The 12792-nt window shown below is 66.1% G+C and carries 11 protein-coding genes; 6 read left to right on the top strand and 5 right to left on the bottom strand.

Going from position 1 to position 12792, the window contains the following annotated elements; all coding sequences use genetic code 11:
* Window positions 1–41: 41 nt before the first annotated feature.
* The 3 genes from edd to zwf form a co-directional block, all read right to left on the bottom strand.
* Entirely contained in the window at window positions 42–1880 is a 1839-nt protein-coding gene (gene edd, locus A3M1_RS0106455) for a phosphogluconate dehydratase (RefSeq protein ID WP_018388138.1), read from the bottom strand.
* 92 nt (window positions 1881–1972) lie between these two features.
* Complete coding sequence (pgl, locus tag A3M1_RS0106450; RefSeq protein WP_018388137.1) at window positions 1973–2665, bottom strand: 6-phosphogluconolactonase; 693 nt, start codon at window positions 2663–2665, stop codon at window positions 1973–1975.
* A gap of 236 nt (window positions 2666–2901) precedes the next feature.
* Window positions 2902–4377, bottom strand: coding sequence for a glucose-6-phosphate dehydrogenase (gene zwf, locus A3M1_RS0106445; RefSeq protein ID WP_018388136.1), 1476 nt, complete (start codon window positions 4375–4377; stop codon window positions 2902–2904).
* A 739-nt stretch (window positions 4378–5116) separates the two neighbouring features.
* On the opposite strand from zwf, the gene A3M1_RS0106440 reads away from it, so the two are divergent.
* From A3M1_RS0106440 to A3M1_RS0106415, 6 genes are all read left to right on the top strand, one after another.
* Window positions 5117–6127: a tripartite tricarboxylate transporter substrate binding protein gene (locus A3M1_RS0106440; protein ID WP_018388135.1), complete on the top strand. Its 1011-nt coding sequence runs from the start codon at window positions 5117–5119 to the stop codon at window positions 6125–6127.
* 222 nt (window positions 6128–6349) lie between these two features.
* Window positions 6350–6850: a tripartite tricarboxylate transporter TctB family protein gene (locus tag A3M1_RS0106435; protein WP_018388134.1), complete on the top strand. Its 501-nt coding sequence runs from the start codon at window positions 6350–6352 to the stop codon at window positions 6848–6850.
* Between the two features lie 54 nt (window positions 6851–6904).
* Window positions 6905–8419 carry a tripartite tricarboxylate transporter permease gene (locus tag A3M1_RS0106430; protein ID WP_018388133.1) on the top strand — a complete coding sequence of 505 codons (1515 nt, stop codon included), beginning with the start codon at window positions 6905–6907 and terminating at the stop codon, window positions 8417–8419.
* Window positions 8420–8752: 333 nt separating this feature from the next.
* Window positions 8753–9481 (top strand): FCD domain-containing protein, encoded by a 729-nt coding sequence (locus A3M1_RS0106425; protein ID WP_018388132.1) that lies wholly within the window; start codon window positions 8753–8755, stop codon window positions 9479–9481.
* 273 nt (window positions 9482–9754) lie between these two features.
* Window positions 9755–10216, top strand: coding sequence for a TerB family tellurite resistance protein (locus A3M1_RS0106420; RefSeq protein WP_018388131.1), 462 nt, complete (start codon window positions 9755–9757; stop codon window positions 10214–10216).
* A gap of 107 nt (window positions 10217–10323) precedes the next feature.
* A complete protein-coding gene (locus A3M1_RS0106415) occupies window positions 10324–11091 on the top strand; it encodes a glutamine amidotransferase (protein ID WP_018388130.1) in 768 nt (255 codons plus the stop codon).
* Between the two features lie 126 nt (window positions 11092–11217).
* Here A3M1_RS0106415 and A3M1_RS0106410 read toward each other — a convergent pair whose 3' ends face one another.
* Together A3M1_RS0106410 and A3M1_RS0106405 are read right to left on the bottom strand one after the other, a co-directional pair.
* Window positions 11218–11682 carry a MucR family transcriptional regulator gene (locus A3M1_RS0106410; protein WP_018388129.1) on the bottom strand — a complete coding sequence of 155 codons (465 nt, stop codon included), beginning with the start codon at window positions 11680–11682 and terminating at the stop codon, window positions 11218–11220.
* A 409-nt stretch (window positions 11683–12091) separates the two neighbouring features.
* Window positions 12092–12736, bottom strand: coding sequence for a TenA family protein (locus A3M1_RS0106405; protein ID WP_018388128.1), 645 nt, complete (start codon window positions 12734–12736; stop codon window positions 12092–12094).
* Between the last annotated feature and the right edge of the window lie 56 nt (window positions 12737–12792).

Genomic DNA, 12792 nt, shown 5'->3' with positions numbered 1-12792 from the left:
CCCGGACGGCCATGGGCCGATCCGGGATGACGCTTTTCGGCTCACACCGCGAAGATGCTCGCGCCCGTATCCGCCGTGCCGACGGCAGCGCGGAAGGCGGCGAACAGCTCACGCCCGACGCCGACATGCGAGGGGGCGAGATTGGCGGAGGCCGGCGCCCGCTCAGCCCAGATTTCCGGCTCGACCAGAACCTTCAGGGTGCCGCTGACGGCGTCGAGCCGTATCATGTCGCCATTGCGGATCAGCGCGATGGCGCCGCCATCGGCGGCTTCCGGGGTGACATGGATGGCCGCCGGCACCTTGCCGGACGCACCCGACAGGCGCCCATCGGTGACGAGTGCGACCTTGTGGCCCCGGTCCTGCAACACGCCGAGCGGCGGCATCAGCTTGTGCAGCTCCGGCATGCCATTGGCCTTCGGCCCCTGGAAACGCACCACGGCGATGAAATCGCCGGTGAGCGAGCCGGCCTTGAACGCCGCCTGAAGTTCCTCCTGGCTGTGGAAGACGCGGGCCGGGGCCTCGATGATGTGGCGCTCGCGCGCGATGGCCGAGGTCTTGATGACAGCCCGGCCAAGCTCGCCGGCGAGCAGCTTCAGCCCGCCGGTCTCCTGGAACGGCGCCCTGGCGCCGCGCAGCACCGCCTCGTCGCCGCTCGCCGTGGTGCCTTCGCGCCAGCCGAGCGTGCCGTCCGGGTTCAGCATCGGCTCCTGGGTGTAGGCGTCGAGCCCGCCGCCCCACACGGTTTCTACATCGGCATGCAGCTTGCCGTCGGCGAGAAGCTCGCCGATGACAAAGCCCATGCCGCCGGCGGCGTGGAAATGGTTCACGTCCGCCTTGCCATTGGGATAGACGCGGCAGAGCAGCGGGGTGACGTCGGCGAGATCGGAGAAGTCGTCCCAGCTGAGGCGGATGCCCGCCGCTGCCGCCATGGCGACGATGTGCAGCGTGTGGTTGGTGGAGCCGCCGGTGGCATGCAGGCCGACAATGCCGTTGACGAACGCCTTCTCGTCCAGCATCCGGCCAACCGGCACATAGTCGTTGCCGAGCGCGGTCATCGCCATCGCCCGCTCCGCCGCCGCCGTGGTCAGTGCGTCGCGCAGCGGCGTGTTGGGGTTGACGAAGGAGGCGCCGGGCAAATGCAGGCCCATGATCTCCATCATCATCTGGTTGGTGTTGGCGGTGCCGTAGAAGGTGCAGGTGCCCGGCCCGTGATAGGACTGGCTCTCGGCCTCCATCAGCGCGTCGCGGCCGACCTTACCCTCGGCGAAGAGCTGGCGGATCTTGGCCTTCTCGTCGTTCGGCAGGCCCGAGGTCATCGGCCCGGCGGGGATGAACACCGCCGGCAGATGGCCGAAGGACAGCGCGCCGATGACGAGGCCGGGCACGATCTTGTCGCAGATGCCGAGAAACACGGCGGCGTCGAAGGTCTGGTGCGAGAGGGCCACCGCCGTCGAGAGCGCGATCACGTCGCGCGAGAACAGCGACAATTCCATGCCGGCCTCGCCCTGGGTGACGCCGTCGCACATGGCGGGCACGCCGCCGGCCACCTGTGCGGTGCCGCCGGCGCGGCGCGCCGCGCTGCGGATCAACTCGGGATAGCTCTCATAGGGCTGGTGGGCGGAGAGCATGTCGTTATAGGCGGTGACGATGCCGAGATTGGCGCCCGACCCCTGCCTCAGCATGGCCTTGTCGGAGGGGCCGCAGGCGGCGAAGCCGTGCGCCTGGTTGGCGCAGCCGAGCTTTGACCGGGTCGGCCCGCGCTCGGCCGCCAGGGCGATCCGCTCCAGATAACGCGCGCGGGCGTCGCGCGAGCGCAGCGCGATGCGCTCCGTGACTTCGCCGATGCGGGCATTCACGCTGGACGGGATGGCAGTGGCCATGCGGCTCTCCTCAGAAGCGTCAGCGGCCGGCGATTCCGGCCGCTCATTGGTGGCCGGCGGCCCGGGCGGGTCGCCGGAGGGGCGTGCCGGTGTCAGGGGCACCAGAAGATGTCGAGCCCGGGCTTGGCCCGCAGCACGGCGCGGATCGGCATTTCGGTCGCCGGGCCCTCGCCGAGCGCCTTTTCCAGCACTGGTTTCTTCGCCTCGCCCTCAATGTGCAAAGCGAGCGCGTCGGCGCCCAGCAGCACCGGAAGTGTGAGGGTGATGCGCGGCTCGCCGGCATCGGGCGCGCGCATCGGAATGAGGCCGAGCGCCGCGTCGGGGTCGATCGCCTCTTCCAGATGATCGCCGCCGGGGAAGAACGAGGCGGTGTGGCCGTCATCGCCCATGCCGAGAATGGCGCAGGCGAGCGGCCAGGACATCTCCTCCAGCGCCTCGTTGACGGCGAACAGGCCGTCTTCCGGTGTCGGCGCGTCATTGGCGAGCGGCACGAACATCGCCGCCGCCGCCTTGTTCTGCAGCAGGTGCTGGCGCACCAGCCGTGCGTTGGAGCGGTCCGAGGTCTCGCGCACCCAGCGCTCGTCCACCAGGGTGATGGCGATCTTGTTCCAGGGTAGATCGCGGGTGGAGAGTTCCTCGAAGAAGCGGGTGGGGGTGCGCCCGCCGGAAACGGCGAGACTGGCATAGCCGCTGCGGGCGACGCGCGCGCTCAGCGCCGCGCTGACGAAATCAGCCACGGCGCGCGCCACCTCGGCGCTGTCCTTCAATTCGTGCAGTTCCGGCATGCGTCTGCGTGCTCCCTCTCGTGCCGGCCCAAAGCCGGCTCCTTTACCCGTGGCGACGCGGTGCGCCGTCCGTCCCGAGTATAGGGCAGTTGTGCGACGACCGGAGGCCGGCCGCCACACGTCTGATTGAGCGCCCACACGTCCCGGCGGGGCGCCGTCTCACAGCAGGCGCCCTTAGGCGCCGTCCTCCAGCCTCAATGCGCCGTCAGGCGCCGTCCTCCAGCCTCAAGGCGCCGTCAGGCGCCGTCCTCCAGCCACGTGCGGCCGTCGCGCTCGATCAGGGCGATGGCGGCCGAGGGGCCCCAGGTGCCGGCGGTGTAGGGCCGCGGCGGTTCCTTGGCGCCGCGCCAGGCCTGCAGGATCGGGTCCACCCATTTCCAAGCGGCCTCGACTTCGTCGCGGCGCATGAACAGGGTCTGGTTGCCGCGCACCACATCGAGGATCAGCCGCTCATAGGCATCTGGATTGCGGACCTTGAACGCCTTGGCGAAGCTCATGTCGAGCGGCACATGGGTGAGGCGGATGCCGCCGGGGCCGGGATCCTTGATCATCAGCCACAGCTTCACGCCCTCGTCCGGCTGCAGGCGGATGACCAGCCGGTTCGATTCGATCGGCCCGACATTGGCGTCGAACACCGAATGCGGCACCGGCTTGAAGCCGACCACGATCTCGGAAACGCGCGAAGCGAGCCGCTTGCCGGTGCGCAGATAGAACGGCACGCCGGCCCAGCGCCAGTTTTCCACTTCCGCCTTCACCGCGACGAAGGTCTCGGTGCTGCTGGTGGAGGAGCCGAGCTCCTCGAGATAGCCGGCCACCGCCCCGCCGGCCGAGGCGCCAGCGCGGTACTGGCCGCGCACGGTGACGGCCGCCATGTTCTGGTCGTCAATCGGCTTGAGGGCGCGCAGCACCTTCAGCTTCTCGTCGCGCACCGCATCGGCGTCGAGCGAGGCGGGCGGCTCCATGGCGACGAGGCAGAGCAGCTGGAGAATATGGTTCTGCACCATGTCGCGCATCGCGCCGGCGGTGTCGTAATAGCCGGCCCGCTCCTCGACGCCGAGCGCCTCGGCCACCGTGATCTGCACATGGTCGATATGGGCGTTGTTCCACAGCGGCTCGAACAGGGCGTTGGCGAAGCGCAGCGCCATCAGATTCTGCACCGTCTCCTTCCCCAGATAATGGTCGATGCGATAGACGCGGTCTTCCGGGAAGATGCGGCCGATCTGCTCGTTAAGCGCGACGGCGGACTTCAGGTCCTTGCCGATCGGCTTCTCGATGACGACGCGGCCATTGCGGGAGAGCCCGTATTTACCCAGCCGCTCGCAGATCGGCCCGAACAGATGCGGGGCCGTGGCGAGATAATAGACCGGGATATGTTCCGGGAAGGCCTCGACGCGCTGCGCCAGCTCCGGCCAGCCGCCATCGGCGTCGGCATCGGCGGCGACATAGGAGAGGCGGGCGAGGAAGCGGTCGACCTCCGGCCCTTCCAGCTCACTCGCCGGGATATGGTCGCTGAGGGCCTGGCGGGCGAAGGCACGGAACTGGTCGTCGCTCAGCGCGCGGCGCGAGACGCCGATGATGGTGGCATCGTCGGGAATCTGGCCGTCGAGGTCGCGGTGAAAGAGCGCCGGAATGAGCTTGCGGCGGGCAAGGTCGCCGGTCGCCCCGAAGACGGTGAGGGTGAAGGGAGCCACCGGAATCACGCGGCTGGTCATGTGGACAATGTCTCCGTGGTGTCCCGTGGCCGGGACGGGAGGTGGGTCGCTCCGTTTCGCGCCGTCGCCGGCACGGGAGCCATTCGGGTGACTCCTAGCAAAAACGATTCCGCGCCGCGACCCGGCGTGGGTGGCAGGGGCCGGGCTTGTCCCGATCTGCCGTGCGAGGGCGGGTGGTGACGCGGGTCAGAAACGCCGAAAATCCTCCGCCCGCTCCCGCAACGCTGTGTTGCACCGCAACAATATGGCGACAAAGTGGGCGAGCTTGGGGCAAAATCGGGCGAAATGGGTATGCTCATGTATTCGCGTGGACCGGCATGCTCGCGGTGCGAGAGCCGCCGCTGCCGGTTTGCGGGGCGCTCGCAGGGCTGGCAGCGCGCCGGTGCGGGTGAAGAAGCCCGCGAAAAAAGGCTTTCGGGCCAATGGTTTGATTAATAACGTATTCAGACGCACATTATGAATTATTAGGTATACCAAAGCCGGTATGCCAGATACATAATAATCATAATACGTAATACCAGCTGACCTTGCGTCGCAACATTGAACTTTAGAATTAGCACTTGGCTTCGGCTTATTCTTGGTACAAGTTATTCCACAGAATATCCGGCGGAGAGACACAACAAAGTCCCCGGTTATCGAGGTCTCGCCCCGTCCCCAGGACGCGAGGAGAGGCCCAAACAAAGAGCCGACCAGCCAATGAGTCGGCCGTTCGCCAAACCCTTTGGGAAGGAAACGCCAAATGAAACATCTGCATGCTCTCGGCCTCGGTGCCGTGACCGCTCTTGGCATGACGGCCCTGTCCATGCTGCCCGCCGCGGCCGCCTGGGAACCCACCAAGCCGGTTGAATTCATCGTGCCCGCCGGCACCGGCGGCGGCGCCGACCAGATGGCCCGCACGCTCCAGGGCATCATCGCCAAGCATGACCTGATGTCGACCCAGCTGGTCGTCATCAACAAGTCCGGCGGCGCCGGCGGCGAGGGCTTCCTCGACGTGAAGAGCAACAAGGGCAATCCGCACAAGATCGTCATCTCGCTCTCCAACCTGTTCACCACCCCGCTCGCGACAGGCATTCCCTTCAACTGGAAGGACCTGACCCCGGTCGCGATGCTGGCGCTGGACGAGTTCGTGCTCTGGGTGAACGCCCAGGAGCCCTACAAGACCGCGCAGGAATATGAGGCCGCGATCAAGGCCGCCCCGGACAACACCTTCAAGATGGGTGGCACGGGCTCCAAGCAGGAAGACCAGATCATCACCGTCGCCATCCAGAAGGCGCTCGGCAAGAAGCTGACCTACATCCCCTACAAGGGCGGCGGCGAGGTCGCGGTGCAGCTGGTCGGCGGCCATGTGAATTCGACCGTCAACAACCCGATCGAGGCCGTCTCGCAGTGGCGCGGCGACAAGGTGCGCCCGCTCTGCGTGTTCGACTCCAAGCCGCTTCCCTACACCGACAAGATCCAGGGCGACCTGTCCTGGTCCTCGGTGCCGACCTGCAAGTCGGCCGGTCTCGACGTGGAATATCTGATGCTGCGTGGCGTCTTCATGCCCCCGGGCGTGACCGACGAACAGGTCGCCTACTTCGTCGAGCTGTTCAAGAAGGTCCGTGAGACTCCCGAGTGGAAGCAGCTCATGAAGGACGGCGCCTTCAACCAGACCTTCATGGCCGGCGACGAGTTCAAGGCCTGGCTCGAGCAGTCCGAGACGACCCACAAGGGTCTGATGCAGGAAGCGGGCTTCATCGCCGGCAACTGATGCGCCCCAACAGGCGCGCATGCCCGAGAACAGTCGGCCATTAGTCGGCTGCGGAATCTGCGACAATCGTGGAAACACGGCGAAGGGCGGGGGACCGAAGGGTCCTCCGCCTGGCCGCCCCCGGGCCTGCGAGACCACAGCGACAGCGATCCAGCCTGAACGAGCCGCCGACGGGGTTGTCCCGCCGGCCGGTCTTTTGCGCGAATTTTTCGGAGAATCTTGATGGAACAGGCTCATCACGGAGCCGCAGCGGGACCCAAGCAACGTGCCGTCGAGATCGGCACGGCACTGCTGACCATGCTGTTCGGCCTCGTCGTAATCTATGGCAGCGTCATCGTCGGCTTCGGCTGGGGTTCGGATGGCCCCGAGGCCGGCTTCTTTCCCTTCTATGTCGGGCTCATCATCTGCATCTGCAGCCTGATCAACCTTGTCCTGGGATTTCGCGAGGAGGCCACAGGCCTGTTCGCCGAATGGGGCCAGCTTGGCCAGGTGCTGCGGGTGCTCATTCCGGCGACGATCTATGTCGCCCTGATCCCGTTCCTCGGCATCTACCTGCCGTCATTCCTGCTGATCGTCGTGTTCATGACCTGGCTGGGCAAATACGGCTTCCCGCTCTCGCTGGCGGTGGCTGTCGGTGTGCCGGCGTTCTTCTACCTGACGCTTGAGCGCTGGTTCCTGATCCCCCTGCCCAAGGGGCCGATCGAGGCAATGCTCGGACTCTGAACGCCAACAGAATAAGACGGGGCCGGTTGCGGCCGCTCCCAGGGAAACGCGCCCATGATCGTCGATAATTTCATCAACCTCTATCACGGCTTCTACATAGCCGGCGATCCGTTCAACATCCTGCTGATGGTGATCGGTATCCTGCTCGGCGTGATCATCGGCGTGCTGCCGGGCCTTGGCGGCGCCAATGGCGTCGCCATCCTGCTGCCGCTGACCTTCTCGATGTCGCCCACCTCGGCGATCATCCTTCTGACCTGCATCTACTGGGGCGCGCTGTTCGGCGGCGCCATCACCTCGGTCCTGTTCAACATTCCGGGCGAACCCTGGTCCGTGGCGACGACCTTCGACGGTCATCCCATGGCGCGCTCGGGACGGGCAGGCGAGGCGCTGACCGCCGCTTTCACCTCGTCCTTCGTCGGCGCCTTCTTCGCCATCGTGATGATCACGCTGATCGCGCCGCTGGTCGCCCAGTTCGCGCTGCAGTTCGGTCCGGCCGAGAAATTCGCGGTCTACTTCCTCGCCTTCGCCTCCTTCGTCGGCATGAGCAAGGAACCGCCGGCCAAGACCATTGTGTCGATGATGATCGGCTTCGCCCTCGCGGCGGTCGGCCTCGACATGGTGACCGGCCAGCTGCGCCTGACCTTCGGCGTCACCGAGCTGCTCAACGGCTTTGACTTCCTGATCGCGGTCATCGGCCTGTTCGGCATCGGTGAAATCCTGCTCACCATGGAAGAAGGCCTGGAGTTCCGCGGCAAGGCGGCGAAGATCGACCCGAAGGTGGTGTGGAAGACCTGGAAGACGCTGCCCAAATACTGGGCCACGTCGCTGCGCTCCTGCATCATCGGCTGCTGGATGGGCATCACGCCCGCCGGTGCCACCCCGGCCTCCTTCATGGCCTATGGCATCGCCAAGCGCGTGTCGAAGAACGGCAAGAACTTCGGCAATGGCGAGATCGAGGGCGTCGTGGCCCCCGAGACCGCCGCGCACGCCGCCGGCACCGCCGCCATGCTCCCGATGCTGGCGCTGGGCGTTCCCGGTTCGCCGACCGCCGCGGTCCTGCTCGGCGGCCTGCTGATCTGGGGTCTGCAGCCCGGCCCGATGCTGTTCGTCGAACAGGCTGAATTCGTGTGGGGCCTCATCGCCTCCATGTATCTCGGCAATGTCGTCGGCCTGATCCTGGTGCTGACCACGGTGCCGCTGTTCGCCTCGATCCTGCGCATTCCGTTCTCGATCATCGCCCCGGTGATCCTGGTGATCTGCGCCATCGGTGCCTATACGGTGAACAACAACGTCTTCGACGTTCTGATGATGATGGTGTTCGGCGTCCTCGGTTATCTCCTGAAGAAGACGAACTACCCGCTGGCGCCGCTGGTGCTGGCCATCGTTCTCGGCGACAGCGCCGAGGAAGCCTTCCGCCAGTCCCTGCTCGGCTCGGGCGGTTCGATCGCGGTGTTCTGGTCGAACCCGCTGGTGTCGACGATCATGGCTCTCGGCCTCATCGCCGGCCTGTGGCCGCTGATCGCCATGGGCTTCAGCAAGCTGCGTGGCAACACCACCCAGCCGGCCTGAGGCACGCACACGAACGACCCGCCGCGCGTCATCGCGCGGCGGGTTCTGCCGCGAGAGGGCTGACCTTGCGTCATCCCTTTCGGGGCGCCCAGGCGAAGGGCGGGGCCAATCGCTCTTCCGCCGAATCCCTCGCCCCCGGAGAGGGAAATCGGGCCATCAACGGTCGCGGGACACTCCGGCGCCCGAGCCACGCAGCAGAAGGTGGCCGGCGGACGGAAGCGCGAACCGGCGTTTCGGGGGACGGGAGGCAACGCCAATGATCTACGCCGATACGAAGCTTCATCGCCGATGCCATGGGCCGATGCCCGGCAGCAGGCGGGGGATGGAAGCATCATGATGAGCGTCGAAAGCACCATCCGCCGGGTGAATGGAGGAGCGGCCAAGCTCTCCGTGGCGCCGCTCGAAGACACGTCCACCTTCAAGAACCGCGCCTATACCGCGCTGAAGGAGGTGATCGTCTCGCTCAACATCTACGACCAGTCGAACGAGGTGCGCCTCGACGAGCGCCAGCTCGCCCAGAGCCTCGGCGTCAGCCGCACCCCGGTGCGCGAGGCGATGGCCCAGCTCGAACGCGAAGGCTTCGTCCATTCGGTGCCGCGGCGCGGCATCTATGTGGTGCGCAAGACCCGGCGCGAAGTGATCGAGATGATCCAGGTCTGGGCGGCGCTGGAAAGCCTCGCGGCGCGGCTGATCACCGTCCACGCCAGCGACGAGGAAATCGGCCGGCTGCGGCAGATGTTCGCCTCCTTCGACGAGGCGGGCGGGCCCCATGCCAAGCTCGACGAATATTCGGAGGTGAACATCCAGTTTCACCAGACGATCATCGCCATGGGCGGCAACGGCATCCTGGTCAATCTGGCGGAAAACCTCTTCACCCATATGCGGATGATCCGCCGCAAGACCATTGCCGAGGAGAACCGGGCCGATCGCTCGATTCAGGATCACCTCGCCATCATCCAGGCGCTGGAAGCGCGCGATACCAATGCGGCCGAGGTGCTGGTGCGCAACCACGCGCTGGGGCTGGCCGACCACGTCTCGCGCTACGCCGACTATCTCGAATAGGGCGGCCTCGAAGAGGGCGGCGCCCCCGGGCCCGCCCCAACCGTAACCTCGCCCCGGCGGGTTCCTCGACCCCGTCGGGCTTTTTTGCTTGGGTTGCTGGCAAGCTGCGGCGTCGAGGTGTGGCGCGCCTGCACCGACGCCGCAGCTTCGCGCGCGCGCGACCGGCCGGCCGTTGCGCCCCTGCAGTGATTGCGTTACCCACGGTTCAGGTCCGCCGCCGGACCCCATCCCATTGCCGAACCGATCGACCCGCCGCAGGAGGAGCCGTCCGGCATGCTGCGCTCGCTGACCGATTTCATTGCCGAGATTGCCGGGGGCGGTCGCGAGACCTCCGCCTTTGCCGAGAACGACTACCGGCTGGCGGCCGCCGCGCTGCTGGTGCATGTGGTGACGATTGACGGCGTGATCGGCGCCGACGAGATGGACAAGCTGCGCCGCCTGCTCGCCGCCCGCTTCACCCTCTCCGAGGACGACGCGGAAAAGCTGCTGGAGGCCGCCATCGCCCGCGATGCCGAGGCGGTCGATCTCTACGCCTTCACCAGCGTGCTCAACCGCGCCATGGACGAGGAGGGCCGCCGCCGCGTGGTGGAGATGATGTTCGAGGTGGCCTATGCCGATGGCGGGCTGACCGAGTTCGAGGACAACCTGGTCTGGCGCGCGGCCGAGCTGCTCAACATCACCTCCCGCGACCGGGTGGATATCCGCAAGCGCGTGCGCGACGCTTTTGAGGGCTGATCGTCCGCCCCGCAATATGCGGGGTTGAGGCGCGGGGCGAATCGTGGCGTCATCCTTGCTTGGGTGGGGGCCCAGCGTTCCAACCCGGTTCGTGCCGCACCGAGATCATGGCTTTCGCAGAAAACCCGCTTCCCGTTCTCATCGTGCTCCACCAGGAGCATTCCTCCCCCGGTCGTGTCGGGCGGCTGCTGGCCGAGCGCGGGCACCGGCTCGACATCAGGCGGCCCTGCCTCGGCGACGCCTTGCCGGCGACGCTCGCCGGCCATGCCGGGGCGGTGGTGTTCGGCGGCCCGCAAAGCGCCAATGATTGCCATGACTATGTGCGGGCCGAGATCGACTGGATCGGCGTGCCGCTGCGCGAGGGCAAGCCCTATCTCGGCATCTGCCTCGGCGCGCAGATGCTGGCGCGCCACCTCGGCGCCCGCGTCGCGCCGCACCCGGAAGGGCTGGTCGAAATCGGCTATTACCCGATCCGCGCCACCGATGCCGGCACGCAGCTGCTGCAGGACCCGGCTCCGCAAGCGCCCGCTGGTCCGGCGCACTGGCCCGATCATGTCTATCACTGGCACCGCGAAGGCTTCGACCTCGCCGCAGGCGCCGAGCTTCTGGCGGAGGGGCCAACCTTTCCCAACCAGGCTTTCCGCTACGGTGCCCGTGCCTATGGCATCCAGTTTCACCCGGAGGTGACGCATCACATGATGTGCCGCTGGACGGTGCGCGGCGGGGAGAGGCTGGACCTGCCGGGCGCCCGCCCGCGCCGGGCGCATTTCACCGATCGGCTGCAGCATGATGCCCGTATACGTCTCTGGCTGGAGGCCTTCGTCGAGCGCTGGCTGGCGGGCGATGCCGGGCCCGGGATGCCGAGGCCGGCTTAACCCAAAGAAAAAGGCCGCGTCGAGCAATGCCGACGCGGCCTTCTTGCTATCCGTGCCCTCAAGGGGCGAACCCGTTTGGCAGCGTGACGGCCGCTGCCATGACAGGCTTCAGCCGAGCTGTGTGCCTCAGGCGACCTTCTTGGCGCGGCCGCGGGGCTTCGGCACCGGGGCCGGCACCGGCTTCTTGCGCTGCTGGCCGAGGCCCATCTTCTTCGCCAGGTTGGAGCGCGCTTCAGCATAGCTGGGGGCGACCATGGGATAGTCGTTCGGCAGGCCCCACTTGGCGCGGTATTCCTCGGGCGTCATATTGTACTTCGTGCGCAGATGACGCTTCAGCGACTTGAACTTGAGCCCGTCTTCCAGGCAGATGATATATTCCGGCGTCACCGACTTCTTCACCGGCACCGCAGGCTTCAGCACCTCTTCGACGACAGCTGGAGCGGGAGTGGAGAGACGAAGCAGGGCGCCATGCACCTTGGCGATCAGATCCGGAAGCTCGGCGGCGGGCACCGAGTTGTTGCCGACGAAAGCCGCAACGACATCCGCGGTGAGGCCGAGATAGTCGGCCGACACGCTTTCCTGCTCAGACATCTATTTTCTCCATTGAATCTGATATCGATTTAACATCAACCATCGAAACGTCAATAAGCAATCGACAAGCAAAGCGGCATCGCTGTGGCAGTTTCTCTGCTTCGACATGAAAACTAGCCCGGGTGAGTCTCTATTTATGGAGGCTTCCGGCGGCATGGTGCGATGTTGCGGTGGCCGTTGCGTCAAGTCGAATGAAGTCCTGCGGCGGCAAAGGTTTTTCGCTTCGTCCGATCGCGGCTTTCCGCATGGCGACAGTGGTCGCATGTATTGGCGTTTGGCACCTCGCGCGCGCGAGGAAAGGCTGCGGAGAAATAAACGAGACACAGACAGCTGCGCACAATTTCTTGATGAAGCTCGCCGTGAAGTACAATCCTTGGACGTCAGGGGTTGCACAGCGGGTTGTATCGAATCACTCGTAGATGTGATCGAAGAAAGCCCGCTCCAGCGTCACGGCGCGGCGGAAGAAGGCGGCGGCATCGGCCCGGCGGACCGCGTCGCCAGCTGCGCCGATGCGGTCCAGTTCACTGCGCAACCAGATGACGAAGCTGCGAAAGCCGTCATTATTGTGCAGGGTGATCCATTCCGCATGCACGAAGTCGGGCGGCAGCTCTTCGCTGGGGCGGTCCGCCCAGCTCAAGTAAAGCCATTCGGCCACGGTGAGCACCGCCAGGCAGCTGGCATAGTCCCGGCTGGCGGCGGCGTCCCTCATCAAGGCCTGGAAGCCGGTGGTCGGCGCCGTCAGCACCGGGTGGGCACGCTCGGCCTCCGGCACGTCAAGCGCGACGAAGGCACGCTGGAAATAGGTGTTCTCGTCGCTGGTGATCATCGCCGCGAACTGCGCGAAGCGGATGCGGGAGTCGAAACGGTCGGCGGTGGCGATCGCCATGCCGAGCAGGGCGACGAAGCCGTCGATGAACTGGTAGTCCTGCGCCAGATAGCGGCGCATCATCTCAGGCGGCACCGTGCCGGTGAAGATCTCGCGGACAAAACGGTGATCGACGCAGGCTTGCCAGTCCTGCGCGTTCTCCTGCCGCAGTTCATCGCTGAAGCTCATCCGTTTCTCTCCGCTCCATCAGGTGCTGCGCGGCTTTCTAAAGCGTTTCACGTCGC

The sequence above is a fragment of the Ancylobacter sp. FA202 genome (assembly GCF_000380205.1).
In the GTDB taxonomy this organism is placed as follows: domain Bacteria; phylum Pseudomonadota; class Alphaproteobacteria; order Rhizobiales; family Xanthobacteraceae; genus Ancylobacter.
This window is presented reverse-complemented; position numbering and strand designations above follow the sequence as displayed.

What these genes read in the sequence shown, in the direction of transcription:
- edd (WP_018388138.1), bottom strand. Translation starts at nt 1,880, where the DNA reads ATGGCCACTGCCATCCCGTCCAGCGTGAATGCCCGCATCGGCGAAGTC.
- pgl (WP_018388137.1), bottom strand. Translation starts at nt 2,665, where the DNA reads ATGCCGGAACTGCACGAATTGAAGGACAGCGCCGAGGTGGCGCGCGCC.
- zwf (WP_018388136.1), bottom strand. Translation starts at nt 4,377, where the DNA reads ATGACCAGCCGCGTGATTCCGGTGGCTCCCTTCACCCTCACCGTCTTC.
- A3M1_RS0106440 (WP_018388135.1), top strand. Translation starts at nt 5,117, where the DNA reads ATGAAACATCTGCATGCTCTCGGCCTCGGTGCCGTGACCGCTCTTGGC.
- A3M1_RS0106435 (WP_018388134.1), top strand. Translation starts at nt 6,350, where the DNA reads ATGGAACAGGCTCATCACGGAGCCGCAGCGGGACCCAAGCAACGTGCC.
- A3M1_RS0106430 (WP_018388133.1), top strand. Translation starts at nt 6,905, where the DNA reads ATGATCGTCGATAATTTCATCAACCTCTATCACGGCTTCTACATAGCC.
- A3M1_RS0106425 (WP_018388132.1), top strand. Translation starts at nt 8,753, where the DNA reads ATGATGAGCGTCGAAAGCACCATCCGCCGGGTGAATGGAGGAGCGGCC.
- A3M1_RS0106420 (WP_018388131.1), top strand. Translation starts at nt 9,755, where the DNA reads ATGCTGCGCTCGCTGACCGATTTCATTGCCGAGATTGCCGGGGGCGGT.
- A3M1_RS0106415 (WP_018388130.1), top strand. Translation starts at nt 10,324, where the DNA reads ATGGCTTTCGCAGAAAACCCGCTTCCCGTTCTCATCGTGCTCCACCAG.
- A3M1_RS0106410 (WP_018388129.1), bottom strand. Translation starts at nt 11,682, where the DNA reads ATGTCTGAGCAGGAAAGCGTGTCGGCCGACTATCTCGGCCTCACCGCG.
- A3M1_RS0106405 (WP_018388128.1), bottom strand. Translation starts at nt 12,736, where the DNA reads ATGAGCTTCAGCGATGAACTGCGGCAGGAGAACGCGCAGGACTGGCAA.